General features: G+C 64.5%; 23 protein-coding genes. 11 read left to right on the top strand and 12 right to left on the bottom strand.

From position 1 onward, the window contains the following. Positions 1-78: 78 nt before the first annotated feature. Genes AKL29_RS36460 through AKL29_RS36445 form a run of 4 tightly spaced genes read right to left on the bottom strand, consistent with a single transcriptional unit; the run spans position 79 to position 3,843 of the window. Complete coding sequence (locus AKL29_RS36460) at positions 79-1,308, bottom strand: acyl-CoA dehydrogenase family protein (RefSeq protein ID WP_050387475.1); 1,230 nt, start codon at positions 1,306-1,308, stop codon at positions 79-81. 42 nt (positions 1,309-1,350) lie between these two features. Then, positions 1,351-2,355: an NrtA/SsuA/CpmA family ABC transporter substrate-binding protein gene (locus AKL29_RS36455; RefSeq protein ID WP_050387474.1), complete on the bottom strand. Its 1,005-nt coding sequence runs from the start codon at positions 2,353-2,355 to the stop codon at positions 1,351-1,353. A 10-nt stretch (positions 2,356-2,365) separates the two neighbouring features. Beyond that, a complete protein-coding gene (locus tag AKL29_RS36450) occupies positions 2,366-3,091 on the bottom strand; it encodes an ABC transporter ATP-binding protein (RefSeq protein WP_050387473.1) in 726 nt (241 codons plus the stop codon). Next, the gene (locus AKL29_RS36445) at positions 3,088-3,843 is read right to left on the bottom strand and encodes an ABC transporter permease subunit (protein WP_152977927.1); all 756 of its coding nucleotides are present in this window, start codon (positions 3,841-3,843) and stop codon (positions 3,088-3,090) included. Before AKL29_RS36445 ends, AKL29_RS36450 begins: the two co-directional genes overlap by 4 nt. Before the next feature lie 417 nt (positions 3,844-4,260). On the opposite strand from AKL29_RS36445, the gene AKL29_RS36440 reads away from it, so the two are divergent. Continuing rightward, the gene (locus AKL29_RS36440) at positions 4,261-5,352 is read left to right on the top strand and encodes an LLM class flavin-dependent oxidoreductase (RefSeq protein ID WP_028333354.1); all 1,092 of its coding nucleotides are present in this window, start codon (positions 4,261-4,263) and stop codon (positions 5,350-5,352) included. A 5-nt stretch (positions 5,353-5,357) separates the two neighbouring features. On the opposite strand, the gene AKL29_RS36435 is transcribed toward AKL29_RS36440, so the two are convergent. Next, on the bottom strand, positions 5,358-6,698 hold the full coding sequence (locus AKL29_RS36435) for an LLM class flavin-dependent oxidoreductase (protein WP_028333353.1): 1,341 nt from the start codon (positions 6,696-6,698) through the stop codon (positions 5,358-5,360). A gap of 313 nt (positions 6,699-7,011) precedes the next feature. On the opposite strand from AKL29_RS36435, the gene AKL29_RS36430 reads away from it, so the two are divergent. Genes AKL29_RS36430 through AKL29_RS36415 form a run of 4 tightly spaced genes read left to right on the top strand, consistent with a single transcriptional unit; the run spans position 7,012 to position 10,786 of the window. Continuing rightward, the gene (locus tag AKL29_RS36430; protein WP_050387471.1) at positions 7,012-8,640 is read left to right on the top strand and encodes an FAD-dependent oxidoreductase; all 1,629 of its coding nucleotides are present in this window, start codon (positions 7,012-7,014) and stop codon (positions 8,638-8,640) included. After that, complete coding sequence (locus AKL29_RS36425) at positions 8,637-8,957, top strand: 4Fe-4S dicluster domain-containing protein (protein WP_016840109.1); 321 nt, start codon at positions 8,637-8,639, stop codon at positions 8,955-8,957. Before AKL29_RS36430 ends, AKL29_RS36425 begins: the two co-directional genes overlap by 4 nt. A 49-nt stretch (positions 8,958-9,006) precedes the next feature. After that, positions 9,007-10,131: a methionine ABC transporter ATP-binding protein gene (locus AKL29_RS36420; RefSeq protein ID WP_050387470.1), complete on the top strand. Its 1,125-nt coding sequence runs from the start codon at positions 9,007-9,009 to the stop codon at positions 10,129-10,131. Beyond that, positions 10,121-10,786 (top strand): methionine ABC transporter permease, encoded by a 666-nt coding sequence (locus AKL29_RS36415; RefSeq protein ID WP_050387469.1) that lies wholly within the window; start codon positions 10,121-10,123, stop codon positions 10,784-10,786. The genes AKL29_RS36420 and AKL29_RS36415 overlap by 11 nt, the downstream gene beginning before the upstream one ends. A 13-nt stretch (positions 10,787-10,799) precedes the next feature. Here the strand turns inward: AKL29_RS36415 and AKL29_RS36410 are convergent, their stop codons facing one another. Further along, positions 10,800-11,807 carry an aliphatic sulfonate ABC transporter substrate-binding protein gene (locus tag AKL29_RS36410; protein WP_050387468.1) on the bottom strand — a complete coding sequence of 336 codons (1,008 nt, stop codon included), beginning with the start codon at positions 11,805-11,807 and terminating at the stop codon, positions 10,800-10,802. 315 nt (positions 11,808-12,122) lie between these two features. Here AKL29_RS36410 and AKL29_RS36405 point away from each other — a divergent pair, with 315 nt between their 5' ends. Then, on the top strand, positions 12,123-12,917 hold the full coding sequence (locus tag AKL29_RS36405; protein ID WP_050387589.1) for a MetQ/NlpA family ABC transporter substrate-binding protein: 795 nt from the start codon (positions 12,123-12,125) through the stop codon (positions 12,915-12,917). Between the two features lie 25 nt (positions 12,918-12,942). Then, positions 12,943-13,722: a MetQ/NlpA family ABC transporter substrate-binding protein gene (locus AKL29_RS36400; protein ID WP_430648907.1), complete on the top strand. Its 780-nt coding sequence runs from the start codon at positions 12,943-12,945 to the stop codon at positions 13,720-13,722. Between the two features lie 41 nt (positions 13,723-13,763). On the opposite strand, the gene AKL29_RS36395 is transcribed toward AKL29_RS36400, so the two are convergent. Then, complete coding sequence (locus tag AKL29_RS36395) at positions 13,764-15,164, bottom strand: LLM class flavin-dependent oxidoreductase (protein WP_050387467.1); 1,401 nt, start codon at positions 15,162-15,164, stop codon at positions 13,764-13,766. Between the two features lie 30 nt (positions 15,165-15,194). Between AKL29_RS36395 and AKL29_RS42480 the strand changes: the two genes are divergently transcribed. From AKL29_RS42480 to AKL29_RS36385, 3 genes are all read left to right on the top strand, one after another. Further along, positions 15,195-15,452: a hypothetical protein gene (locus tag AKL29_RS42480; protein WP_152977913.1), complete on the top strand. Its 258-nt coding sequence runs from the start codon at positions 15,195-15,197 to the stop codon at positions 15,450-15,452. Positions 15,453-15,580: 128 nt separating this feature from the next. Continuing rightward, positions 15,581-16,906 (top strand): O-acetylhomoserine aminocarboxypropyltransferase/cysteine synthase family protein, encoded by a 1,326-nt coding sequence (locus tag AKL29_RS36390; protein WP_050387466.1) that lies wholly within the window; start codon positions 15,581-15,583, stop codon positions 16,904-16,906. Between the two features lie 33 nt (positions 16,907-16,939). Beyond that, on the top strand, positions 16,940-17,737 hold the full coding sequence (locus AKL29_RS36385) for a MetQ/NlpA family ABC transporter substrate-binding protein (protein ID WP_028333343.1): 798 nt from the start codon (positions 16,940-16,942) through the stop codon (positions 17,735-17,737). Positions 17,738-17,826: 89 nt separating this feature from the next. Here AKL29_RS36385 and AKL29_RS46505 read toward each other — a convergent pair whose 3' ends face one another. From AKL29_RS46505 to AKL29_RS46495, 3 genes are all read right to left on the bottom strand, one after another. Then, a complete protein-coding gene (locus tag AKL29_RS46505; protein WP_317250132.1) occupies positions 17,827-18,258 on the bottom strand; it encodes an FAD/NAD(P)-binding protein in 432 nt (143 codons plus the stop codon). An 8-nt stretch (positions 18,259-18,266) separates the two neighbouring features. Then, complete coding sequence (locus tag AKL29_RS46500; protein WP_317250133.1) at positions 18,267-18,626, bottom strand: FAD/NAD(P)-binding protein; 360 nt, start codon at positions 18,624-18,626, stop codon at positions 18,267-18,269. A gap of 249 nt (positions 18,627-18,875) precedes the next feature. Next, positions 18,876-19,214 carry an FAD/NAD(P)-binding protein gene (locus tag AKL29_RS46495; protein ID WP_317250134.1) on the bottom strand — a complete coding sequence of 113 codons (339 nt, stop codon included), beginning with the start codon at positions 19,212-19,214 and terminating at the stop codon, positions 18,876-18,878. 585 nt (positions 19,215-19,799) lie between these two features. Between AKL29_RS46495 and AKL29_RS36375 the strand changes: the two genes are divergently transcribed. Beyond that, positions 19,800-20,459: a TetR/AcrR family transcriptional regulator gene (locus tag AKL29_RS36375; protein WP_050387465.1), complete on the top strand. Its 660-nt coding sequence runs from the start codon at positions 19,800-19,802 to the stop codon at positions 20,457-20,459. Positions 20,460-20,467: 8 nt separating this feature from the next. Here AKL29_RS36375 and paaZ read toward each other — a convergent pair whose 3' ends face one another. Both paaZ and AKL29_RS42475 read right to left on the bottom strand, forming a co-directional pair. Beyond that, positions 20,468-22,495 carry a phenylacetic acid degradation bifunctional protein PaaZ gene (paaZ, locus tag AKL29_RS36370; RefSeq protein WP_050387464.1) on the bottom strand — a complete coding sequence of 676 codons (2,028 nt, stop codon included), beginning with the start codon at positions 22,493-22,495 and terminating at the stop codon, positions 20,468-20,470. Positions 22,496-22,611: 116 nt separating this feature from the next. Continuing rightward, positions 22,612-22,830: a hypothetical protein gene (locus AKL29_RS42475; RefSeq protein WP_152977912.1), complete on the bottom strand. Its 219-nt coding sequence runs from the start codon at positions 22,828-22,830 to the stop codon at positions 22,612-22,614. Between the last annotated feature and the right edge of the window lie 320 nt (positions 22,831-23,150).

The raw sequence follows: 23,150 nt of genomic DNA, 5'->3' as shown, positions 1-23,150 counted from the left end.
AAGTGGATACCGGTTCGCGTGAAGAAACGCATCAAAACAGGAATCTAGGCTCCGTTCCGACTCGATCGGAACGGAACTCTAGAAGAAGCCCTTGGCGGGTAGCGGCGTGCCGCTGATCTCGTATTGTCCGATCGAGCGCGCTTTGAAGGTGTTTGGATTGTGCGACGCCAGGGTGCGCGCGTTGCGCCAGTGGCGGTCGAAATTAGTCGCCTTCTTGGTGGCCGATGCGCCGCCGACGTCGAACAGCAGGCTGCCGCTCCGGATCGCGAACTCGTCCGCAACGATCTTGGCCTTGGCCGACAGCAGCGCGGCCCTGTGCGCCGCATCGACGGCCTTTTCGTCGCCTGCATCGAAAGCATTGGTGGCGATATCGAGCGCCTCCGCGGCCGCAAGCACCACGGTCTCCGCCGCGAATGCGCCGCTGGCGATCTGGCCGACGGTCTGTTGCAGCAGCGGGTCGTCCGCCGGAAGCTCGCTGGGCGCGTAATAGAACGTCCGCTTGCGGGTCCGCACCAGGGCGCTGGCGTCGCGCAGCACGGCGCGCGCGATGCCGGCATTGATCGCAGTCAGGAACAGCTGGGCAAATGTGTTGGAGTAGGGAATGCCGTAGCCGGTATCCGGTGCGTCGAACACGGCTTCCTGGCGCTTGACGCGCACGTTGCGGAAGTGGGTGGTGCCGGTCGCCGTCAGCCGCTGCCCGAGGCCGTCCCAGTCGTCGATGAGCTCAATGCCCTCGCGGTTGACCGGAATTAGCACGGCAGCATTGGTGGCGGAAGTGTCGGCGGTGCGAACGAGGACGTAGTCCGAATACAGTGTGCCGGTGCTGTAGTATTTCGTGCCGTTGAGCAGGTAGTCGTCGCCGTCGGCAGTGAGTGTCGTGTTCGGCGTGACATTGCCGATCTTCGGCGTGTCGAGCTCGGTCGCCGCGAGCCCGATGATCGCGCCGTCGGCAACTGCCTTCTGCCACTGCCTGTGCTGATCGTCCTTCGGCCGGCGCACCAGGCGTTCGACGACGCTGAAATGGTTGCGCAGGATATGCGCGACATTGGCGTCGGCCTCGCCGAGACCAATGACGATCTCGAACAATGCGCGAATCGACAGGCCGGCGCCGCCGGATTCGATCGGAAGCCGCAACGCGCCGAGGCGGGCCTTGCGAATGAGATCGACTTGCGCGAACGGCAGGACGCGCTCGCGTTCGCGGTCGGCGGCGCCTTCCGCGATGCGGCCGAGCAGCGCGTCGATATCGGGTGCGCGGTTGGGCAGGCGGTCGGAAGGCTCCAGCGAGGTGGCGGACAGAGGCTTGTTCATTGGTATCACCCGAATGGCGTTGATTGATATGACGGCTGCTGATCAGAGCTGGGCCAGGTGGTCGGTGACTTTGATCGGCTCCGGGAGCACCTTGCGCGCGACCAGCCAGTCGGCGGCCCTTTGCAGCTCGGCGAGGAAGTTTTCGTCGTTGGCGGCGAAGTAGCGATACTGCCGGTTCAGCGCGATGAACTGGTCGCGGACCTGGTCGCTGTACTTGCCGGCCTTCTGCGCGATGTATTCGGCATCCTTGCTGTTCGCTGAGATCCACTTGCCTTCGGCGCGGAAGGCATCGTTGACGGCCCGGACCAGCGCAGGATTGTCGGTCGCGAATTTTCGGGTGGTCAGGTAGGACGTGTAATCGATCTGGAACTCGAGATCGCGACCTTCCAGGAAGATGTCGTGCGCCTTGTATTCGAGCCGCGCGATATCGACGCCCGGGCTCCACATCGACCAGGCGTCGACCTTCCCGGAGGCCAGCGCCGGCGCTGCGTCCGGCGGGTTGAGATAGACGAACGTCACCTTAGAGCGGTCGACCTTGTGCTTCTCGAGCGCCGCAACCAGCAGGAATTCGCCGAGACCCGAGCGGTTCACCGCCACCGACTTGCCGACGAGATCCTCGACCTTGTTTATGCCAGAGTCATCCCGCGCGATGATCGCCGTGGTGCGCGGCTCGTAGACCACGAATTGGGTGAACACCAGCGGCGAGCCGGCGATAATCGCGGCGAGTGCCGGCGTCGTGCTGCCGCCGAAGCTGAAATCGGCACTGCCGCCGGTCACAGCCTGCAGCGTCGGTGCATGATTGGGGAACGGCCCGAGCCACTCGACCTTGATGCCGTCCCTGGCCAGCAGCTTCTCGAACTCGCCGCGCTCCTTGGCGATCAGATTGAGGCCGCTCAAACCCCAGGTCAGACGCACCGTGTCGGTGACGCGGCCGGTCGCCGCATGCGCCGGCTCGGACAGGTCAAAGCCGGCAAGCGCGCCGATGCCGAAGGCGGCGCCGCCAAGGAAGCTGCGACGGGTGGGGTTGGTGAACCGGGGGATAGACATTGAGTGGTCCTCAGGCAGGAATGGGGTGAGAGGTGCCGACGCCGAGCTCCGCCAGCAGGTCGGTGCGGGCGATAGGCGCTGCGCCGTTACGTTTCATGCGATGCTCGAACGCGATCCGGCCCTCGCGCATCACCAGGATGCGGTCGGCGAGCGCGATCGCCTCGTCGACGTCGTGAGTGACCAGGAGGACGCCGGGTCGATGGACGGCGACCAGCTCGCGCACCAGATCGTGCATCCGAATGCGGGTCAGCGCATCGAGCGCTGCGAACGGCTCGTCGAGCAAGAGCAGCTCGGGCTCCTGCACCAGCGCGCGCGCCAGCGCCACGCGCTGCGCCTGTCCGCCCGAGAGGTTGCGCGGCCAGTCATCGAGACGGCCGCCGAGTCCGACCTCGGTGAGCGCGGTGGCGGCGCGCTGGCGGGCGTCGGTCGCATTGAGGCCGAGCGAGACGTTGCGCCACAGACTGTCCCAGGGCAGCAGCCGGTGCTCCTGGAAAACGACGGCGGGGCGCCGTGGTGCCGTGATGCGCCCGCCGTCGATCGCATCGAGGCCGGCCAGCGCCCGCAGCAGCGTGGTCTTGCCGCAGCCGCTTTCGCCGAGCAGGACGACGAACTCGCCGCGCTCGATGCGCAGGTTGAGGTTCTCGATCACCACGCGACTGCCATAGGCGCGATGCAGTCCCGTCACCGCGACGGCCGGCGCAATCGCGGCCGGTGAGGGCACGGCGTGCAGTGTCATCGCGCGCTTCCATAATTCGGATGCCAGGCCAATAGCCGTCGCTCCAGGGTGCGCGCGATGCCGTCGGCGGCGACGCCGATCAGCGCATAGATCGCGATCGTCAGCACGATCACGTCGGTGCGCAGGAACTCGCGCGCATCCATGGCGAGAAAGCCGATGCCGGACTGGGCGCCGATGGTCTCCGCGACCACCAGCGCCAGCCACGCGGTCGCCAGCGCATAGCGCACACCGGTCAGGATCGAGGGCAGGGCGCCGGGCAGGATGACGCGCCGGATCAGCTCGAGTGTCCCGAGGCCCTGGACGCGTCCGAGCTCGAGCAGCTTCGGGTCGACCTGCCGGATGCCCAGCGTGGTGTTGATGTAGATCGGGAAGGCGACGCCGAGCGCGACCAGGAAGATCTTCTGGGCTTCGCCGACGCCGAGCCAGACGATCACCAGCGGCAGCGCGGCGAGAAACGGGATCGCGCGGATCATCTGGATGCTGCGGTCGATCGCAGCCTCCGCGATTCGCGAGAAGCCCACGAGGATGCCGAGCGCGAATCCGACGCTGCCGCCGATCGCAAAACCGGCCGTTGCGCGCAGCAGGCTGGCGCCGAGATCGTTCAGCAGGCTTCCGGACGTCGCCAGCTTGAATGCCGTCCGGACGACCTTGCTCGGTGCCGGCAGCACCTGCGGCGAGAGCCAGCCGGCTTGCGCCAGCAACTCCCAGACGATCAGAAGCACGACCGGGGCGAGCCACGACAGCAGCAGCATGCCGCGCCGGTCGATCTCTACTCGTGCCTTCCGGGACGGCGATGCCGTTTGATCGCTGCGCGGCGTTGACTCAAACGCGATCGATGACGCAGCCTGTTCGAGGTTGCTCAAGTCTGTTCTGTCCTCGTCTAACATTGCGCGCGAGCATCATTGATCGCGCGCGGCATGGTCCGCCATTCTCTCGATCGACGGTTCGTCCGTTCGAAAGCGCGCGCGGCTCATGCGACGCAAACTGTCCCACGAATTTTCTCGAACAGAAATAGAGCCGTATTCCAATTGTCGCTACGTCCGGAGTTTTCTGGTTTATCGGCGCGCGCGGCGCGGCAAGGAAAATCTTTTGATGCGCCGCTGCTTGATCTGTCGCCGTGCTTCTTTGAAAACACACCGACGTAACGTCAGGGAAATCGGAGAGACGGCATGTCGACACGACCGCTTCGCTTTGGCATCTGGGCGCTGGTCCATGGTTCGCGCGCGGCCTATCAGGATCCAGAAGAGCCGTATGACGCATCGTGGGAGCGCAATCGCGACCTCGTGCTTGCCGCCGAGGCATTGGGCTACGATTCCACGCTGATCGCGCAGCACACCATCAATCCGCATCAGGAGGATTTCGATCAGCTCGAGGCCTGGAGCGCGGCGGCGGCCGTTGCGGCATTGACCAGCCGGATCGAGATCATCGCGGCCATCAAGCCCTATCTCTATCATCCGGTGGTTCTCGCCAAGCTCGCGCTCGGGATCGAGAACATCAGCCGCGGACGCTTCGCGATCAACCTGGTCAATGCCTGGAACCGGCCCGAACTCGACAAGGCCGGTATCGGCTTTGCCGAGCATGATGCCCGTTACGCCTATGGCCGCGAGTGGATCACGATTGTCTCGCGCCTGATGCAGGGCGAGCGGTTGACCTACAAGGGCGAGCATTTCGATGTCCGCGATTATCTGTTGCGGCCGTCGAGCCTCTACCGACCGCGACCATTGATCTATGTCGGCGGCGAGTCCGAGCCGGCGCGCGCTTTGGTCGCCGACCGCGGCGACGTCTGGTTCATCAACGGTCAGCCGCTCGAGGATGTTGCGGGCCTCATTGCCGACGTGGCGGCGCGGCCGCGGACGTCGGCGCCGCTTCGCTTCGGGCTGTCCGCCTTCGTCATCGCGCGCCAGACGCAGGCCGAGGCCCAGGCCGCCTATGAGCGGCTGCTTGAGCTGTCGCGGAAGGACGCCTCGATGAAGGCGATCCAGCGACAGAACACCGACCCGAAGGTCGTGATGATGCAGACCATGCAGAAGTCGGAGCGGGTCGGCAGCAACGGCGGCACCGCTGCCGGTCTGGTCGGCAGCTATGATGACGTGGCCGCCAGGATCGGGGCGTTCCATGCCGCAGGCATCGAGTTATTCATGCTGCAATTCCAGCCTTTCGAGGCCGAGATGGAGCGCTTTGCGAAGGAGATCATCCCGCGCGTCCGCGAAGCGTCATCTGTTGCGAATGACACCCCAGCACTGCTGGCGAGCTCGCGGTAACTGCGTCACGCGGTTGCGGCGGCTTCCGTCCGACGTGCAAAGCGGCTGATCGGCCGAGGCAAGCCAAAATGCTCACGCAAGGTGGTGCCGGCATAATCGGTTCGGAATAGACCGCGGCGCTGCAGGATAGGCACCACGCTGTCGACGAAGACCTCGAGTCCCGTCGGCAGCACGTCCGGCATCAGATTGAATCCGTCGGCCGCGCCAGCCTTGAACCAGGCCTCGATGTCGTCGGCGATCTGCTCGGGCGTACCGACGATGATGCGGTGTCCGACCCCGCCGCCGAGCGCGCGCAACAACTGCCGGACGGTGAGGTTGCCGCGGCGGGCAAGGTTCACCGTGCCCTGGAACATGGTGTGGTTGGCGTTGGCCGGCAGCGGCAGCGGATCGGGTAGCGGCTTGTCGAGCTCAAGGATCGCAGGATCGACCTGCAATGTGCCCGCGAGACGCGCCAGGCTGTACTCGATCGGAACCAGCTCCCACAGCTCATCCTGCCGCCGTTTCGCCTCGGCTTCGGTGCTGCCGATCACTGTGGCAAGGCCCGGCAGGATGACGATGGAGTCGCCGGCGCGGCCGTAGGTCGCGGCGCGGGCGCGCAGATCGCGCGCATAGGCGACGCCTTCCTCGATCGTCTGCGCCAGCGTGAACACGGCTTCGGCCTGCGCGGCAGCGAGGTCACGCCCGTCGCTCGAGCCGCCGGCCTGCACGGTCACCGGACGGCCCTGGGGCGAACGTGGCACGTTGAGTGGACCGGCCACGGCGTAATGGGCGCCGCGATGCGCGATCGGATGAACCTTCGACGTATCGACAAATCGCGCCGAGGACTTGTCGCCGACAAAGGCGTCGTCCTCCCAACTGTCCCACAGTGCATGGACGACCTCGGCGAACTCCTTGGCGCGCTCGTAGCGGGCCTTGTGCTCCAGCACGTTGCTGAGGCCGAAATTTCGGCTGGCCGACGTGTCGGCAGTGGTCACCGCATTCCAGCCGGCGCGGCCGCCGCTCGCGAGATCCAGGGTCGCGAAGCGGCGCGCGATGTTGTAGGGCTCGTTGTAGGTGGTCGAGGCGGTCGCGATCAGCCCGACATGGCTGGTCGCCGCGGCCACCGACGCTAGCACGATCGTCGGTTCCATCGACATGAAGGAGCGGTAGTCGATGCGGTCGGTGATCGCCGGTGTGTCGGCAAGGAAGATCGCATCGAGCTTGCCGCGTTCGGCGATCTCAGCCACGCGCACATAATGGCCGACGTCGAAGCAGGCGCGAGGATCGCTTTCGGGCAGCCGCCACGCCGACGCATAGACGCCGGAGTGCAGCAGGTTGACATTGAGGTGAAGCTGACGATCGGACATGGCTGCCACGCAGTGAGGTGAGACAACTCACGAAGTATCGCCTGTCAGGCCACATGAAAACGAACGACCGGCGCGTGCATGCAAAAAGAAATATCCGTCTCCGCTGCGTGATCTGCGGACAAATCCGGTGTCGATCTTCTGCAATGAACGGAACGTCCTCTCCGCCGCCGCATGAATATTCTGCCACGTGCCGCGGCAGGGGAAGCTTCGTCCAAGTCTGCGCAAATATCTGAAATTGCCAGAGCGGCCTGCGCGCGTAACGATGCTGTTGCGGCGCGTTGCAAGCAATCGGTGCCGCCCGGAGCACTGAACCATGACAGTCCACGAGCGACGCGCCGAACAGCGAACCGCGCCAGGCGGCTCGGTCGAATTCGACGCTGATGTGCTGGTGATCGGCGGCGGACCGGCGGGCACGTGGGCCGCGGTGAGCGCCGCCGAGCGCGGCGCTCGCGTCGTGCTCGCCGACAAGGGATTTTGCGGCACGTCGGGTGCCACCGCGGCTGCCGGCACCGGCGTCTGGTATGTCGATCCCAAGCCGGCGCTGCGCGAGGCCGCGATGGCCAATCGCGAAAAGATGGGCGGGCACCTGCAGGATCGCCGCTGGATGGCGCGCGTGCTCGACCAGACCTACGAGGACAGCAATCGTCTGGCCGCCTGGGGTTACCCTTACCCGGTCGACGACACCGGCACGTCGCAGCGCAACTCGCTGCAGGGGCCGGAATACATGCGCTTGATGCGCAAGCGCACCAAGCAGGCCGGCGTCACCATTCTTGATCACAGTCCGGCGCTCGAACTGCTGGTGGATGACGACGGCTCGGTTGCGGGAGCCAGCGGCGTGCGCCGCCAGAAGCACGATCGCTGGATCGTGCGCGCCAAGGCCGTCGTCATCGCGACCGGTGGCTGCGCGTTCCTGAGCAAGACGCTGGGATCGAATGTGCTGACCGGAGACGGCTATCTGATGGCCGCGGAGGTCGGGGCCGAGTTCAGCAGCATGGAATTCTCGAATCCTTATGCGATCTCGCCGGCGTTCGGCTCCGTGACCAAGACGCTGTTTTATGGCTGGGCGACCTTCAGCTACGAGGACGGCAGCGTCGTTCCCGGTGCGGCATCCAAGGGCGGGCGATCGGCGATTGCGCGCGCGTTGCTTCAGGGGCCGGTCTATGCGCGGCTCGACAAGGCCGACGACGACGTGCAGCGTCACATGCGCGCGTCGCAGCCGAATTTCTTCCTGCCGTTCGATCGCACCGGCATCGACCCCTTCAGGGAGCGTTTTTCCGTCACCTTGCGGCTCGAAGGCACCGTGCGCGGCACCGGCGGCCTTCGCATTGTCGACGACAGCTGCGCCACCAGCGTGCCGGGACTCTATGCCGCCGGTGACGCAGCGACGCGCGAATTGATCTGCGGCGGCTTCACCGGCGGCGGCAGCCACAACGCCGCCTGGGCGATGTCATCGGGGACCTGGGCCGGATGGGGCGCTGCCGGCTATGCAAGGCAGCTGGGCCCAGCACGTCAGCGACGACTGGCGTCCGCCGGCACCGTCGCGTTCCGAAGCAAGGCGGGTCGCGCGTTTGAGCCCGCCACGCTGACAAAAGCGGTCCAGGACGAGGTCTACCCGTATGAGCTGAACTACTTCCGGCACGCCTCGCGTCTCGAAAGCGCCCTCGAGCGGCTGGATGCGGCGTGGGTCGATGCATCATCGGCCGATGCGGCGAGCAAGGACGATCTGCTGCGTGCCCGCGAGAGCGCGGCCATGCTGGCGACGTCGCGCTGGATGTACCGCAGCGCGCTGGCGCGGAACGAAAGCCGCGGCATGCATCGCCGCGACGACTATCCCTATCAAGACGACCGCCAACGCCATTACGTGACGAGCGGCGGCTTGGACGAGGTCTGGACCACGGTGCGGCCGCATGCCGATGCCAGCTACTCAGAGGCCGCGGAATGATCGAGGTGATCGACGCCGAGCGCTGCACGTCCTGCGACATTTGCGTGAACGTCTGCCCCACCAATGTCTTCGACAAGACGGAGGGGATCCCGGTGATCGCCCGTCAGGGCGATTGCCAGACCTGTTTCCTCTGCGAATTGTATTGTCCCGAGGACGCGCTTTACGTGTCGCCTTATGCGGAGGAGCCTCGCCCGACCGACGTGGTCGCGTTGCGGCAGACTGCCGCGTTGGGCAGCTACCGCCGCGCGGTCGGCTGGACCGACGAGACGCGCGATCTCCGCGGCATCGATCGCAGCTATCTGCTCTTTGGTCATTGAGCCCGGCTGCTCCCGGCGACCGAAGCCATTTCCTAATTGGACCGACTGAATGAATGTACATCAATCCCTGACGACGGCGCAGGCTGTTGCGCCGCTGCCGCCCATCCCGCTCGCATCAGGCGCGAGCGATGCCATGATCCGTTTCGAGGCCGTCTCGAAGGTCTATCCGGCCTATCGCGACAAGCCGAGCGTGCATGCCCTGCAGGCGATCGACTTCGCGATCCCGCGCGGCTCGATCACCGGCGTGATCGGCCGCTCCGGCGCCGGCAAATCGAGCCTCGTCCGCCTCATCAACGGGCTTGAGAAGCCGTCGAGCGGCCGCGTCGTCATCGATAACAGCGAGATCTCGGCGCTTGCCGGCCGCGAGCTGCGCCTGGCGCAGCGCTCGATCGGCATGATCTTCCAGCACTTCAACCTGCTGTCGTCGCGGACGGCGGCGGACAATATCGCCTTGCCGCTCGAGATCGCGGGCTGGTCCAGGGCAGACATCGCCGTCCGTGTGGCCGAACTGCTCGAGCTCGTCGGCATTGCCGACAAGTACGATCGCTATCCCTCGGAATTGTCCGGCGGCCAGAAGCAGCGCATCGGCATCGCGCGCGCTCTTGCGACGCGGCCGAATGTGCTGTTGTCCGACGAGGCGACGTCGGCGCTCGATCCGCAGACCACGCGCGCGATTCTGGACCTGCTGGCCAACATCAATCGCGAGCTCGGGGTCACGATCGTGCTGATCACCCACGAGATGTCGGTGGTCCGCCAGCTCGCCAAGGAAGTCGCGGTGATCGACGGCGGCCAGGTCGTCGAACGCGGCCATGTCGCGGAAATCTTCACGCATCCCCGGCATCCGGTCACGCAGGCGTTCCTTTCCGAGGTGATCGGGGACAGTGTTCCGGTCTCGCTGGCGAGCCGCCTTTCGCCACAGCCGGTTGCCGGCGGGCAGGCGGTCCTTCGCGTGCAGGTGCGCGGCACCGAGGCCGGCGACACCGTGGTGGCGCGGCTTTCGCGCGAACTTTCCCATGACGTGGCGCTGCTGTCGGCCCGCATCGATGAGATCGGCGGCCAGCACGTGGGCTCGCTGATCCTCAGCATTCCCGGCGGTGAAGCCGCGGCCAGGCAGGCCCTAGCCTATCTTTCTCAGCATGACATTCTGGTGGAGCGTCTCGGCCATGTCGCGTGAACTCATCAACCTGATCGTTCAGGCCACGGGCGAGAGCCTTTTCATGGTCTCGGTGGCCGCGCTGGTTGCGACCGCGCTGGGCCTTCCGCTTGGTGTCTTCCTGGCGACCAGCCGGAAAGGCGAGCTGTTCGCCGCGCCGTCAGCCAATGGCCTGCTCGGCGTGATCGTCAATGCGGCCCGCTCGACGCCGTTCATCATCCTGGTGGTTGCGATCATTCCTTTCACGCGGCTGATTGCCGGCACCTCGATCGGATCGGGCGCGGCAATCGTGCCGCTCACCATCGCGGCGACGCCGTTCATTGCCCGTCTGGTCGAGGCGGCGATCCGCGAGGTCGATGCTGGTCTGATCGAGACAGCATCCTCGTTTGGCGCGAGCCCGCTGCAGATCGTGTTCAAGGTCCTGATCCCGGAGGCCTTGCCGGGCCTGGTGCTGGCCTTGACACTCGCGGTGGTCAGCCTGCTCGGCTACTCCGCAATGGTTGGGGCCGTCGGAGGCGGCGGCCTCGGCGACCTCGGCATTCGCTATGGCTATCAGCGCTTCATGCCCGAAATGATGCTGGCGGTCGTCGTCGTTTTGATCGCGCTGGTTCAGACCGTGCAGACCGCCGGCGACTATCTGGCGCGCCGGGTCAACCGCCGCCTGCGCCATCGCTAAAGGTTCGGCGGCGTCACGATCCCTTCGGTGCCCAGATCTTGACGTCGCCGGTATCGACCTTGCGTGGCAGTAGACCTTCCGCTGTGAAGGTATCGGCGATCTTCTGCTGCTCGGAAAGGCCGGCCGCGGTGACCACGCCGACCTTGTAGGAGCGATGGCTGTTGGCCTCCTCCACCGTGGCGGCGTCGATGCCCCACAGGCCGGCGAGCAGCGCCGCGGCCACGTTCGGATTGGCTTTGACCCAGGTGCCGGTTTCGACCAGCCTGGCAAAGATCACATTCAGTGCATCGGTCCGCTTTTCGGCGAACGCGGCCGACGCGAGATAGTAGCGCTTGTAGCTTGCGAGCCCGCCGCTGCCGTCGGTCAGGATGCGCGCGCCGGACCGGCGTTGCGCGCTGCTGAGGAACGGATCCCAGGCGACCCAGGCGTCGACATTGCCGCTGACGAATGCCGCGCGGCCATCGGCCGGCGTCAGATAGGCCGGCGTGATGTCCTTGAAGGACAGTCCGGCCTTGGCGAGCACCGCCAGCAGCAGGAAGTGGCTGCCCGCGCCCTTTGTCACCGCGACCTTCTTGCCCTTGAGATCGGCCAGCGCTTTGATCGCGGAATCCTTCGGCACCAGGATCGCCTGCGCCGATGGAGAAGCGGTTTCCTCGGCGACGTAAGCGAGCTTGGCGCCGGCGGCCTGGGCGAAGATCGGCACGGTGTCGGCGACGTCGGCTCCGAAATCGATGCTGCCGACATTGATGGCCTCGAGCAGCGGCAGGCCGCTGGTGAACTCGTGCCACGACACGGTGATGCCGAGCTGCGCCAACGCCTTCTCCAGCGCGCCGTTGGTCTTCAGGATCGCGGTCAGCGTCGACGATTTCTGGTAGCCGATCCGGATTTCCTCGGCGGCCGCAGGCCGAACCAGCGAGGTCATCGCAAGCAGCCCGATGGCGGCGACAGCAAGACGGCGCGACATCGCAGTCGCCGATGATGCGGCCTGCGCTTGCGGGATGGGGCGGGCAAAGATGGGCATGGCAAGTTGTCCTGAGCCGGTTCGATCTTTTGCCATTTGTGTGCAATCGGTGCGCCGGAGGCAATCGCGGAGAAGTCGTCCGAACGAGTGCAATTTTCTCTGCAAGCGAAGTCCGCGAGAAAAGTATTTTTGGCCTGCGCGTTGCAGCCGGCATCAGCAGATAAGTCGCTCGCTGCGCCAAGATGCCCGGCCGGCTCCATTCTCTTTTCATCGCGCCCACAGCAGCGGCGACTCGTCATGGGGAAAAATTTGGATTCTCATTTCATTGATTTCGTCCCCGGCGCGGGCGATGAGCTTCATAGCGAGTTCAGTTCCATGGAGACCAAGATGTTGCTTCGATCGATTTTCGCTCTTGCAGGCGTTGTTGCGATCTGGTCGACCGCCGCCGCGGCAGAAACGATCAAGATCGGCGTGACGCCCGGGCCGCATGCACAAATCCTCGAGGCCGTGAAACCGATCGCAGCGAAGAGCGGGCTCGAGCTTCAGCTCATCGAGTTCTCCGACTATGTCGTTCCGAACGCCGCGCTCGACGCCGGCGACATCCAGGCCAACTCGTTTCAGAACCAGCCTTATCTGGACAACCAGAAAGCCGATCGCGGCTACAAGATCGAGCAGGTGGGACTGACGGTCAATTTTCCGATCGGCGTCTATTCGCGCAAGCACAAGAGCTGGGCCGACGTTCCTGACGGAGCCAAGGTCTCAATTCCCAATGATCCGACCAATGGCGGCCGGGCCCTGCTGCTGCTGCGCGACAAGGGCACGATCAAGCTGAAGAGCGACGTCGGTTTCAAGCCGACCGTCATCGACATCACCGATAATCCCAGGAAGCTGAAATTCGTCGAGGTCGACGCAGCTCAGGCGCCCCGCGCGCTCGACGATGTCGATGCGGCAGTCATCAACACCAACTATGCGACGCAGGCCGGTCTCGATCCGGTCAAGGATCCGATCCTGCGCGAGGATCCGAAGGGGCCATACGTCAATTTGATTGCGGTTCGCGCCGCTGACAAGGACAAGCCGTGGGTCAAGATCCTGGTCGATAGCTACCACACGCCCGAGATCAAGGAATTCGTCCAGACCAAGTTCAAGGGCGCGGTGCTACCGAGCTGGTAGTTACCGATCCAATTGTCGAGGGAAGATGATGCGTATCCTGATGATGGGGGTTGCCGCGGTAGCACTCTTGGTCGGCACCGCGAGGGCCGAGACGATCCGGGTCGGCGTCACGGCCGGACCACATGCCGAGATCCTGGAGGTCGTCAGGAAGGTGGCTGCGGGCCATGGGTTCGACATCAAGGTGGTCGAATTCACGGACTACGTGATCCCGAACCAGGCGCTCGCGCTCGGGGATCTCGAGGCCAATTCATTCCAGCACGAGCCCTATTTGAAGAACCAGATATCGAAGACCGGTTGGAAAATCGTCAAGGTCGCCAACACGATTGCGTCGCCACAGGGTGTCTACTCGCTGAAATACAAGAAGCTGGCCGATCTTCCGGATGGCGGACGGGTGGCGATCGCCAACGATCCTTCCAATGGCGCGCGCGGCCTGATCATCCTTGCGCTGCACGGCGTGATCAAGCTCAAGGATCCCAACAACGTCGCGTCGACTATTGCCGACATCACCGACAATCCGAAGCATCTGCGCTTCGTCGAGCTTGATGCCGCGCAACTGCCGCGTTCACTGCAAGATGTCGACCTGGTCTCGATCAACAACAATTATGCGGTTCAGGCCGGGCTCAATCCCGCCACCGATGCCATTGCTCGCGAGGCGGCCGATGGCCCGTGGGTCAACATCGTTGCCGTGCGCGAAGCGGACAAGGACAAGCCCTGGGTCAAGCAGTTGATCGACGCCTACCATTCCGAAGAGGTCAAGGCGTTCCTCGAGAAGCGCTTCAAGGGCACCTACATCGCAACCTGGTGACGGGCGTTCATCGCCCATCGCCAGGAGGTTTCCAGGCTGATCTATTCGGCGGCCTCGGTGCGCGCTGCCGGCGAGGCGCGGCGGAAGCCGGCGCCGGGATGCGTGGCGTCAAGATAGGGTCCGCGTCCGGGGAACAGCTTCTCGCGAAGCGTGCCTTCGCGATAGGCTGTCTTGTAGACCCCGCGTGACTGCAATTCCGGCACGACGAGGTCGACGAATGACGTCAGCGATTCCGGCGCGACGAGGCGGAACAGGTTGAAGCCGTCGACGTCGGTTTCGTCGACCCAGGCGATCAGCTCGTCCGCCACGTCCTGGGGTGAGCCGACCACGAATGGCGAGCGTGCGCCGACCCGGCTCAGCGTCGCGAGATCGCCGACCTTGACCGGCCGGTCGCTCCGCAACGTGAAATTCTCGACCATCGACTGGATCGCGTTGCTCTCGACATATTGCACCGCCTGGTCGGGGCGATAGTTCGAGAAATCGATGCCGGTCCAGCCCGAGAGCAGAGCCAGCTGGCCGGCTTGATCGACATACCCTGCGTACTCCTCGAGCAGATCGTTGGCCTCCGCGCGCGTCGGGGCAACGATCACGGTCGCGCCGGCGAACAGGCGGATATCATAGGGATCGCGTCCGAACGCCTTGGCCGCCTCCCTGATCTCGCGTACGGCGCGGGCTAGAATGGGCTTGGTCTGGCCGTTGAGGAAGATCGCCTCCGCGTGCCTCGCCGCGAAGGCGCGGCCGCGCTTCGAGGTGCCCGCCTGATAGAGCAGGGGCGTGCGCTGTGGCGAGGGTTCGGCGAGGTGGATGCCGTCGACCCGGTAATGAAGTCCCTGGTGCCGCACATTGTGGATCCTTGCCGGATCAGTGAACACGCGCGCTGTCCGGTCACGGCGGACCGCGCTGTCCTCCCAGCTGCCTTCCCACAACTTGTAGGCCGCGGTGAGGAATTCCTCGGCCGCCTCGTAGCGTTCATCATGCGCGCGGTTGGCCTCAAGACCCATTCCGCGGGCGCCGCTGTCGAGATAGCCGGTGACGATGTTCCAGCCGATCCGCCCGCCGGTGAGGTGGTCGAGCGTCGAGAAGCGGCGGGCGAACTGGTAGGGATGCTCGTAGGTGAGGTTGGACGTGATGCCAAAGCCGAGATGCTTCGTTGCATAAGCCATGGCGGAGACGAGCAGGGTCGGCTCGGCGTTCGGCAATTGAACGGCGTGACGCAGCGCCGTCTCAGGACTGCCGCCGTAGACGTCATAGATGCCAAAGACGTCGGCGAGGAAGATGCCGTCGAGCAGGCCGCGTTCGGCTGTTCTGGCGTAGTCAACCCAATAGTCCAGCGAGTTGTAGTTAAGTGAAGTGTCGCGCGGATGCGACCAGAGGCCGGCCCAGTTGTGGCTCGGCGCCATCATGTTGAACGCGTTGAAACGAAGTTCCTTCGGTCTGGTCATCGCGCGATTCCGCCAATTGAGGACTGAGAGGTGATTTATCACGACCGCTGCGCGGCTTTATTTTCTATTCGCAAAGACAGGATCAAAATCGTGCTCCATCTTCGATCCGGCGCAGCAGAGATTCGTTTGTTCAACGTCGTGGTGCTGTTCGAAATGACGGCATGCGCGACATGGCGCATTGATTTGCAGGCTCGATCAGCTGATGGCTCATCAACTCCGCTGATCCGTTCAACACGGCGGCGCAGTGAAACAAATGTTACGCGATGGGAGCAGCGGCTGAAAAATTAGCGACGCCATCAGACGTGCGGTCAGCACGCTCATCGCTATTTTCGCCGACGTCTCGACAGTCGCGGACGCTGCTGCGCATCATTCTCTGCCTTTTGATGCTGGGTCCATGGATTTCAGGAGATTTCGAAATGCCGATCGAAACCAAGAATGTCGAGACGCTCGCCTTGCATGGCGGATCGTACCGATCCGACCCGGCGACCGGCGCCGTGGCTGTTCCGATCTACCAAACGACGTCCTTTCAATTCGAGAATACCGATCACGCATCGCGGCTGTTCGCCCTGGAGGCGATCGGACAGATCTACACCAGGATCAAGAACCCGACGGCTGACGTGTTCGAGGAGCGCCTGGCCGCGCTGGAAGGCGGCGTTGGCGCTCTGGCCGTAGCGTCGGGCCAGTCGGCGACGGCTTACGCGATCTTCAACATCGCGCAAGCCGGCGACAATATCGTCTCATCGACCGATCTGTACGGCGGCACGTTGACGCTGCTGTCGCAGACGCTGAAGCAGTTCGGCATCGAGGTTCGCTTCGTCGATCCGGCCGATCCGGAAAACTTCCGCCGGGCGACCGATGCGAAGACCCGGGCCTACTTCGCCGAGACGCTGCCGAACCCCAAGCTCAACGTGTTCCCGATCAGGGAAGTCGCGGATATCGGCCGTTCGCTCGGCGTGCCGCTGATTCTCGACAACACCGCCGTCCCGCTCATTGCGCGCCCGTTCGAGCACGGCGCGGCGATCGTCGTTTATTCCGCGACAAAGTATATCGGCGGCCACGGCACATCGATCGGCGGAGCGATCATCGACGGCGGCAATTTCGACTGGGCGGCGCACGCCGAGCGCTTCCCGTTGCTGACGCAGCCGGACGATGCCTATCACGGCGCGATCTGGACCGAGGCAGCCAAGCCGCTTGGCCCGATCGCCTACATCCTGCGCGCACGCGTGAAGCTGCTGCGCGATCTCGGCGCCTCGGTCGCTCCCCAGAACGCATTTCAGTTCATCCAGGGACTCGAGACCTTGCCGTTGCGGCTGCGTCAGCACAACGAGAACGCGATCAAGGTCGCGAATTTCCTGGCACGGCATCCCGCCGTTTCGCATGTGATCTTTCCCGGACTGCAGAGCGGGGAGGACCGGCGCCGCGCCGATCTCTATCTGAAGGGCGGCTATGGCGGGCTGGTCGGCTTCGAGCTGAAAGGGGGCGTCGAGGTCGGCCGTCGTTTCATCGATGCGCTGAAACTGTTCTATCACGTCGCCAATATCGGCGATGCGCGCTCGCTGGCGATCCATCCGGCGTCGACCACCCATCAGCAGCTGAGCGCCGCGGAGCAACTCGCGGCAGGCGTGACGCCCGGCTACATCAGGCTTTCGGTCGGCATCGAGCATCCGGACGACATCCTCGCCGACCTCACCCAGGCATTGGCCGAGGCTGAAGCGGGAAGCCGCGGCCGCAAGGCGGCCTGATCGATCCCTGAAGACGGAGTTGAAACCGAGACCATGAAGACATTGTTGCGCCTGGCGCAGGCAGCTGGCGTGCTGCTTGCCATGACTGCGGCCGCCGTTGCGGACGAACCTCTCAAGATCGCGACCAGCGCCGGCCCGGTCGGTCAGCTGGCTGCCTTTGCCGCCAAGCTCGCCAAGGACAAGGGGCAGGACGTCAAGATCGTCGAGCTGTCGGACTGGGTCGCGTTGAACGAGGTGGTAAATAGCGGCGATGTCGACGCTAACCTGTTCCAGCACGCCACCTATCTCGCGATCCAGAACAAGCAGCGCGGTTTCAACCTGATCCAGGTCGACAAGGTCGGCGTGATCGCGCCCGTCGGGCTGTTCTCGAAGAAGATCAAGTCGCTCGACGAGATCAAGTCCGGCGACAGCGTTGCGATCCCGAACGAGCCGCTCAACGGCGCGCGTGGCTTGATCCTGCTCGAACGCGCCGGACTGATCAAGCTGGCGCCGGGCAAGGGTTTTTCGGTGAGCCGGTTTGATATCATCGAAAATCCCAAGAACCTGAAGATCGTCGAGCTCGATCCGGCGCAGACCTACCGGTCGCTCGACGACGTCTCGCTTGCGCTCGTTAATATCACCTATCTGATACCGGCCGGCGGTGATCCGAAATCGGCGCTGGTGATCGACCGCACGGTCGATGATGGTCTCGTGCTGCGCTTTACCGCGCGGCCGGACAAGAAGGACGATCCGCGCCTGAAGGCCTTCATCCAGGTCTTCAACTCGCCCGAGGTCAAGCACTTCATCGAGGAGAAGCTGCCGGCGTTCATTCCGGCCGGCTTCGGCAGCTAGGGCGTTGAAGTCGACACCGGTTCGCGTGAAGAAAGCGCGTCAAAACAAGAGGCTGCAGTTTCGGTTCTGATTGATCAGAGCCGAAGCTTCTAGACGCGCGCGAGGGATGCGAGCCGCCGCTCTTCGTCGGAGCGGACCAGCAGAGTGGCGAGCTCGGCGCATTGGTTGCGGATGACGGGAATTGCGCTGATCTCCCAGAACGCGGCGCGCGTGAGCGGGCCGACGGCATACAGGCGGCGTGACGGCACGCCGTCGTGACCGATGATCGCGCAATTGCGATCGGTTTCGATGCCGATGCGGAGCGGATCGACGCGCGCCAGGCCACGCTCGAGCAGGCTGCGCACCGCGGGATTGGCGGTTGCGCGTGGATCCTTGACGATGCCGGTGCAGTCGACGATGGCGCCGACGTGCATGCGACGGAGCCTGCTCTCGCCGCGCCGCCGGTAACTGACGATCGCGCCTGTCCGGTCGGGCTCGGCCGAGATCAGCTTTGCGGCTATCGGGGGTGAGCCGGCCTCCATAGATTGCTTCAGTGATCCGGACCTCCACTTGCGGCGCCATCCGGTGCCGGTACGTCCCACCAGGCACGTGCGTGTTCGAGGAACCGGCGCTTGGACGAAAGCGGGAGCTCACGCCACAGCCGCTGGGTGTGGGGGGCGAAGCCCTCGATCACGCTGCGCCAGTCGCCGCCCGCAGCGATGTGCCGGTCGATGCGGCCGCGAAGCCAGCGAAGCAGGCTGCCGATTCCGGAGCCGAAGGGGACCTCCGCCTCCTCGATGCGCACGGCGTCGACCCGGCGGTGCGGTTTCGCGAGAAGGCCCCGGCGCGACATCGCAACGATCGGCCCGCGATGCCCGTCGCGGAGCAACGACAGCACGTAATCGACCATCGTCGGCCCCGTGCCGAGGATCAGGACGGTCGCGTCGTCGGCGATCGCAGCGACAGACGGTACCGCCCAGGGACCGGCATGTCCCGGACTGTTCGCGCGTGGATCGTGCCCGGTTGCGAGAACGACGATGTCGCCGATCAGCTGCCGGCCGTCGTCGAGGCTGGTGGCGACGTTGCCCCGCCGTTCGCGGATCGCGATGCATCTGGCGTGCGCGATCGACAGGCGTTGGATGTCGGCCTGATCGGACGCCTATTGCTCGAGCAGACTGGCAATGTAGTCGCCAAAGATGCGCCGCGGCACGAAGCAATAGGGATCAGGGCAGAGCGTCGCGTCCGCCCCGCGCGAGATCAGCCAGTGCCAGAAATGATCCGGCTGATCGGGCAGCGCGCTCATATTGGCGACCCGTACATTGAGCAGATGATCCGGATTGCCGGTATGATAGGCGATGCCGCGCCCGATATCGGGGCCCTGCTCGATCAGGCTGACCCGGACATCGTCCGCCGATTGACGCAGCAACTGATGTGCCAGCAGGACGCCGCTCGCGCCGCCGCCGACGATGATGACGTGACGCGCTCGAGGAGCTGTCATGCTATCGCTCTGTGCGTGATCCTGCCGCTCGACATGTGCGGCGTAGGCAGACTGACGTCAGCGTGGCGATGGATCACATCTGCCGCGGTCTCGATTGGGCATGCGTCGCGGCAACGAGCGATCAGCCGTGAGGACCAAACAGAAAGAGTTCGTGCATGTCCTTGCCGTCGGGGTTGGCAGCGCGCGCTAATCGCCGCTGCCATCTCTTCAGCCGACGGGCCGCGCGACGAAGGACGTGGAGCCAAGAGGATGTCCGCACCCAGAGCCTCCTTCGCATTCCGAGCCGTTCGATGAACGATAACACGCTCCTGTTCGGGACGCGCGCGAAACTCGGCGGCGCCGCGAACTTTGCAATCAGACGCGCATGACGAGGCGATTTGCAGCAGAGAGATGCTCTCGCGACGCTGCGCCAGGAAAATTCATTCCGGGCAATGTTGCCCGATCGCCGGGCTTATGGAATTGTCCGACCGGATGGTCAATAAATAGCAGTTCGGAGGCGCCGGGGCTGTGGTCCCGGAACCTTGCGACTATTGACTGACATCTCTGGACGATGGCCGAACGGCCGCCTGGTGGAACGGACAAGACATGGCCCGATCGCGCGCCAAGGACTATGACGACAAGCGCCTCTCGATGCTGCATCGCTCGGCCGAGCTGTTTGCCGCATCGGGATATGTCGGCACGTCGATGAACACCATCGCCGATGCCTGCGGTGTTTCGAAGGCTCTGCTCTATCATTATTATCCCGACAAGGAAGCGATCCTGTTCGATATCCTGTCGTCGCATCTCGCGAAACTGGTGGCGGCACTCCGCAAGGCGAGCGCACAGGCCGGCGATCCGGCCGCACGCTTCAGGACGATCGTTGCGACCCTACTCGAGCTCTACCGGCATGCCGACGCCGAACATCAGGTCCAGATCTCAAGTCTCAAGCTGTTGCCGAAGGATAAGCAGCAGCCGCTGCTCGCAAGCGAGCGGATCCTGGTCGGGATCATGTCGGATGCACTCGCTGCCGCCGTGCCGGCGGCGAAGCAGAAGCGCGTGCTCAAGCCGCTGACGATGAGCGTCTTCGGCATGCTGAACTGGCATTACATGTGGTTCCGCGAGGGCGGGCCGATGACCCGCGCCGAATATGCCGGTTTCGTCGCGCAGCTCGTGCTGGCCGGCGCCGACGATGCCGCGGCCGCCGCCACCCGGCCGCGCGGCAAGGCGAAATCGGCCGGCCGCAGCCGGCAGGCCGAGTTGCTTTGACGCGCCTCTTAACCCCGCATCGCGTTCATGGTCAGCAGCTCGTAGGTCGCCGCGGTTTCGCCGGTGCCGGTCGTGATCTCGACGTCCCAGCGTACCTCGCCATATTGCTTGTTGCGCGGCATCTTCTCCTTCGCGGTCAGCCGCACCTGGATCTGTTCGCCAGGCTGGACGGGTTTGACGAAGCGCAGCGAGTCGAGGCCGTAATTCGCCAGCACCGGCCCATAGTCGGGATCGACGAACAGGCCGGCCGCAAACGACAGCAGCAGGTAGCCATGCGCGACGCGGCCCGGGAAGAACGGATGCCCCTTGGTCGCTTCCTCGTCCATATGGGCGTAGAAGGTGTCGCCCGTGAAATGCGCGAAGTGCTCGATGTCGTCGAGCGTGATCTGCCGTGCCTTCGAGACCAGCGTGCGGCCGATCTCGAGATCGTCATAGTGATAGCGGAACGGGTGCAGGTCGCCTTCGAGCATCGGGCTGCCCTTGAACCAGCGGCCGGTGACGCCGCTCAGCATCGTCGGCGAGCCCTGCAAGGCGGTGCGCTGCATGTAGTGCTGGAGGCTGCGGACGCCGCCCAGTTCCTCGCCGCCGCCGGCCCGGCCGGGGCCGCCGTGAACCATCTGCGGCATCGGCGAACCGTGTCCGGTGTGCTCGCTCGCGCAGTCGCGGTCGATGATCGCGACACGGCCGTGAAAACTGCCGATGCCAAATGCCAGTTCGGTCGCGGCCGGGATGTCGTGCGTGTAGATGGATGCGACGAGGCTGCCGCCGCCGCGATTGGTCAGCGCGATCGCCTGCTCCAGGTCGTCGTAACCCATCACGGTGCTGACAGGCCCGAACGCCTCGATCTCGTGGACCGCGGATGCGGCGAGCGGCTTGGCGCAATGCAGCAGCAGCGGCGGAATGAAAGCGCCGCGCGTCGCGTCGGCATCGAGCAGCGCGAAGTCGCCGGGATCGCCGGCCACCAGTTCGGCTTCGGTGCGAAGCTTCGCGACATGGGCAAGCACATCGCTCCGCTGGCCGAGCCCGACCAGCGGCCCCATCCTGACCTTGTCGTTTTCGGGATTGCCGATCGTGACCTTGGCCAGGCGGTCGCGCAGCGCCGTGATCACGGCGTCGAGCTGCGCTGACGGCACCAGCGCGCGGCGAATCGCGGTGCATTTCTGCCCCGCCTTGACCGTCATCTCCTTCGCCACTTCCTTGACGAAGAGGTTGAACTCCGGACTGCCCGGTACGGCGTCCGGAGCGAGGATTGCGGCGTTCAGCGAATCCCGTTCGGCGATGAACCTGACCGCTTCGCGCGCGATGACCGGATGCCGCTGCAGTTTTTGCGACGTGTCGGCCGAGCCTGTGAAGGACACCACGTCCTGGCAGGTCAGATGGTCGAACAAGTCGCCGGTCGATCCGATGATGAATTGCAGCACGCCTTCGGGCAGCGCGCCGGATTCGGTGATGATCCGGACCAGCTCGTGGGCGACATAGGAGGTGACCGTCGCGGGCTTGGTCACGACGGGCACGCCGGCCAGCAGCGCCGGCGCCAGCTTCTCCAGCATGCCCCAGCACGGGAAGTTGAATGCGTTGATGTGCACGGCGACACCGTGCAGCGGCGTCACGATATGCTGACCGGCGAATGCGCCACCCTTGGAGAGCCCCTCGACATTGCCGTCGAGCAGGAATTTGCTGTTCGGAAGCTCACGGCGGCCCTTGCCGGCATAGTTGAACAACGTGCCGATGCCGCCGTCGACGTCGATCATTGCATCGGTTCGGGTTGCGCCTGCATGGAATGACAGTTTGTAGAGCCGGTCCTTGTGCTGGGTCAGATAGTCGGCCAGCGCCTTCAGTAGGCCCGCGCGCTGGTGGAACGTCAGTTTTCTGAGATGTTTGCCGCCGATTGCGCGGCCATAGGCGAGGATCTCGCGCATGTCGAGATCGCTCCTGGTCGTGACCGCCACCACATCGCCGGTGACGGCACTGTGAATCTCGGCTGCCGGTTCGCCCGGGCCGGACCATTTTCCGCGCACGAAGCTGTCGAGCTTCATGACGTTGCCCGCCGTCCGTGCACCACTGGATTGAGGCTGTGTCATCGCAATTGGACCTTCTGACTTGTGATCAATGATGCGTCTCGCCTTGACGGTGGAACGTTCAATCCGAACGTTCAAGCTTTGGCTCGTCCGACAAAGCGCGTCGCGCGCTTTTCGAGAAAGGCGTTGAGCGTCACGACGCGATATCCGGCGCGGATATCGGTCAACACCAAATCGCTGACCATGATGACCTCCCATTGCGGCTTCTGGCGGCCGAAGGTTACGTGACCTGCGCTTGGATTACTATTGACCGTTATAATCCGCGTAACGGCTTGGATGACGACGCCGGGCAATATCGAGCGAGCACGATTTCGGTCTTGGTTGCGATTTCAGACCCGGCAAGAACGTCAGGATGATCCGGCGAGCATCGCCTGTCTGCAACAAAAGTGCCGACGTGTAAGCACGGTCCCGTGCGCTCGAGCGGTGTCATGCTGCCACAAATCGGCCGCATATCAGCGCCGCGATGAGGACCAGCCGATGACGATGCAGTCGCCGGATATCGCCGGGTTTCGGTTCTCGACCGCGGATTTCGGCGAGCGCGACCGCTTGCCGATCTTTCGCGAGCAGATCGGGCCGATGATCGTGAAGCTCGATCCGGGAGCCGCTGAGCGTC

It is taken from the genome of Bradyrhizobium pachyrhizi (genome assembly GCF_001189245.1).
GTDB classification, from domain to species: Bacteria; Pseudomonadota; Alphaproteobacteria; order Rhizobiales; family Xanthobacteraceae; genus Bradyrhizobium; species Bradyrhizobium pachyrhizi.
Note: the sequence above shows the minus strand (reverse complement) of the source record. Positions and strands in the feature narration are given on the sequence as shown.